We start from the raw sequence: 3,834 nt of genomic DNA on the forward strand, positions 1-3,834 counted from the left end.
AAATTTCATAAAAATCAGAAAAATAGTATTTTTAAGAGCATTAATTGGTAGTTTTGAGACTGACTGCCGTTGGCAAAAATACCTCGGAATGAAAATCAGAGCGGAAAAATAATAAATCTCATCGTTTTAAAAGATAAAGTAAAAAACAAAAATTAGTTCTTTAAAGAAATAACTGACTTAAAAAGAGAACAGCGGAATTGAAAAGCATTACGCGGAATGAAAAGCACAACGCTGACAAGAAAGCTGAATAAAAACTGAATTGAATAAAAATAAAGAAACGGAAAAAATTGAGCTGGAGTGAAGGTCAAAATCAAAAATTTGAAGTAGAAGAAAAAAAGAATTTGAAGTCTCAGTTTTAAAAATAAATCAGCGAATTTTTAGATATAAAAAGTGGACGGAAAATGAGCAAAGTGGAAAAAATTGTACGGACGGCTTAACAGAGTGTGTCAAGCAGTGCGTGTCGGTACTTTAGCCAACAACGGCTATAATTCATTGCGGCGGAATTTTCGGTAGAAAATTCCATCCTTTTTTCTATCTTTGAGCTACAACGGAATAAATCCTGCGTATTTTTCCGCAACGAAATCATAGCCAAGGCCGTTGCCAGTAATGGTAAAGAAAAACCTGCAAAGAATAAAAATCAGTAATTGGATTGAATAAAGGATAGATTTGAACAAAACATTACTTATAATACTTCTGATTAGCCAATTAAGCTATGCCAATGACAATATCGAAATAAGTATTTTGACTTGTTCTGTTGGTCAAGAAGTCTATTCAGTTTTCGGACATACTGCTATTAGAGTTATTGACAAAGAAAATAAAACAGATCAAGTTTATAATTTTGGAATGTTTGATTTTAACACGCCAAATTTTGAATATAAATATTTGAAAGGCAAATTAAAATATCATAGAGGTGTTCAAGAAACAATAAATTTTTTGAAAATATACACTTATGAAAAAAGATTAGTCCACGAACAAAAGTTAGATTTAACAGCTGATGAAAAAAGTGAGTTTTTGAATAGACTTAAACTTTTAAATCAACCAGAAAATAGATTTTACTTCTACTCTTTTTTGGATAAAAACTGTTCTACAGAAACACGAGATTTATTAAAACACATTGGAGTGAGTTTTGAAAATCAAGAACTTAACAAATCAAATAGGGATTTAATTAATTCATATCTACAAGAAATGCCTTGGCTAAAATTTGGAATTAATTTGGTGTTAGGAAAATCATTGGACAGAAACTCTAATCGTAATCAAAGTATGTTCTTGCCAGACTATCTACAAAAAGAAATTGGTGCTGCGAAATTGAATGGCAAAAATTTAATACAATCCGAAAAAATATTAAACTCAATAGAAAGTAATAGCAATTCAAATATTCAGCAAATATTTTCGCCATTATTGATATTTTCGCTTTTAGCAGTGTTGTTTCTATTTTGGTTTCCTAAACCCGCCAAAATAATAGCAAGTTTCAGTTTTGGAATTACAGGTATATTCATCCTTGCATTATGGTTATTTTCTGGCCACGAGGAGGTTAAATCGAATCTAAATATTCTTTGGTGTAACCCGTTATATCTGTTTTATACTCCATTCTTGGCAAAAAATAAGACTAATAAAATGTTGAGTATAATATTAGTAGCATCATTGATTATTTCAATAGTTGTTTGGCTTTTCAAAGTACAAATTTTTGATATTTCAATTTTACCAATTTTTGCCATACTCGCAATTTTTAACTTACAGGAATTGAGAAAAATACAAAAAAAATGAAAAACAAAGTATAAACCACTACTGGCAACAACGTATAACAACAATTGCGGCTCTGTGTCCTGCGGATACAACCGAGCAAGCATAAAAGTTGGTAATTTTAGCTATCTTCGTTTACAAACATCCCGCAACTGATTGTTATACAAGACCGTTAGCAATAAGTTAAAATAAAAATGGGGAAATTAGCCGAACAGGAACCATAAAACAATAGTAGGCACAAACTAAATTTAAATAATTATGAAAAATTTAAAATTATCATTACATTTTTTAATTGCACTTTTTGTTAGTGCGGTTATATTTACAGGTTGTTCAGTAGACAATGAACAAATTGAAGAGGAAGTAGCAATTGATGAAAAGTCTTTAAATGAAAGTTTAACTTCTTATCAAAATTACACCGAATCAGAGAATAGAACAGCTGAAATTGATGGCTACCTTGTCAGAGAAGTTTTTGTTGGGGATGAAGAAATAGCTAGCAGGTACATCTTTGAAAGTACCCAAGTAGAAGAAACCGGAACTTATGTAGATGTAGACAGAGAAAACTTTACCTTAACTGTAACAGACATAGAAACCGCTGAGCAAGTTGTTTATAATGAAATAAATCAATTTTATGAATATGGACCAACAGACCAGTTTGATATTATTAGAATCATAATAAACCCTACCTTTCCAGACCCCATTACTGGAGAGCCTCAACCAGTTACACTAGGTTGGCGTTATTCTTATGGCTCTTGTGTAAATGGTGTAAGAGGTGTGTATAGAGCATACTATATTCTTGGTTTTAAAATTACTAAAGAAGAGCGTGTTATGGATAAGAACAACCCTAACAAGCAAGAAACTGTCGGATGTAATGAAGAGTACCAACCATAAATTAATCAATAACGGTACTGTTACATTTAGCAGTACCGTTTTTTAATAAAAGCAAATGAAAAATGCAATTATTTATATTTTACTGCTATTAACTTTAAATAGTTTTAGTCAAAAATTTATCGTTGTAGACAATGACACTTACGATTTAGTCGAATCTGTTTCCTTTACAATTTATAATGATAAAAAGGTTGTTTACCAAGGTATAACTAAAAATAATAAAGCAACTCCAATTCCGGAAGGTCTACAATACAATAAAATAGAATTTACTAAAACAGATTATAAAAAGCACACTATAGAAACAGAAAATTTGAATGAAGCCGTTTACCTATCTAAAGAATACATACAATTAGATGATCTGGTAATTTCTTCAAAAAAAGAGGGCTCTATTATTTTGGGGGAATCAAATAGAATTATAAATTCTCAAAGTAGATTTTTAGTATCAAATAAAGATTCTGGTATAATTTTCAGAAACTATATAAAGAATTTATATATTAATCAAACTACTTTTTATGTAGACAAAGTTAAATATAAAACTGCATATAAAATTCACTTTTTTGAAGTCGAAGAAAGTTTGCCCTTTGGCAATCTACAAACGCTTCAATTTAATAAAAAAATATATTCAACCGATACACTTTACTTAAACCCAAAAGATAAAAATAGAATTGAGATTGAACACAAAGAGAATATTCTATTTGAAGAAAACAAAACAGTATTTGTTTGTATTGAAGCCTTATATTATTTAGATGAAGATTATAATCAATTTATACCAGAAAATAGTGATAGGACTAAATTGAAGTTTCAACTATCTAATGAAAACAACTATTATGCTAAGACTGTAGACGCAAATTCAGGTAAAGTATCTCTTGAATTACGTAATTCAAATCTTATGGTTAAATATGATTTTGCTAATTACCTATTTAAAACCCCACATAAAAGTATTCTTATAACTCCTGCAATACAACTACACGTAACAGAGACAAAATTATAAAACAAAAAACCTATTGCTAACAGCGTATATCGCAAATTGCTACGGATTTATCCTCACGGATAAATCCTCACGTGTTCGAAATGTTTGCGTTTTTTAGCTATCTTAGTCCCAACTCGACCGCAACTTGGATCGATATACAAAACCGTCAGACTGTCTCAAAACCATGCCATCATTGCAGTCTTTTTTTAAGGATATATTTTTAATTTTTTTTATCTTTA

Annotated in this window: 3 protein-coding genes; all 3 read left to right on the top strand. The window is 29.9% G+C overall.

From position 1 onward, the window contains the following. Positions 1-666: 666 nt before the first annotated feature. Entirely contained in the window at positions 667-1,764 is a 1,098-nt protein-coding gene (locus ACH2AZ_RS12290) for a DUF4105 domain-containing protein (protein WP_394908075.1), read from the top strand. Positions 1,765-1,998: 234 nt separating this feature from the next. Beyond that, entirely contained in the window at positions 1,999-2,628 is a 630-nt protein-coding gene (locus ACH2AZ_RS12295) for a hypothetical protein (protein WP_379046348.1), read from the top strand. Between the two features lie 55 nt (positions 2,629-2,683). Next, positions 2,684-3,616 (top strand): hypothetical protein, encoded by a 933-nt coding sequence (locus ACH2AZ_RS12300; protein WP_394908076.1) that lies wholly within the window; start codon positions 2,684-2,686, stop codon positions 3,614-3,616. Positions 3,617-3,834 lie beyond the last annotated feature (218 nt).

This window comes from uncultured Mesonia sp. (assembly GCA_947499595.1).
Lineage (GTDB): Bacteria > Bacteroidota > Bacteroidia > Flavobacteriales > Flavobacteriaceae > Mesonia > Mesonia sediminis.

Bases quoted from the DNA above. Each gene is read 5' to 3' on its own strand.
- ACH2AZ_RS12295 (WP_379046348.1), top strand. From the start codon at position 1,999: ATGAAAAATTTAAAATTATCATTACATTTTTTAATTGCACTTTTTGTT.
- ACH2AZ_RS12300 (WP_394908076.1), top strand. From the start codon at position 2,684: ATGAAAAATGCAATTATTTATATTTTACTGCTATTAACTTTAAATAGT.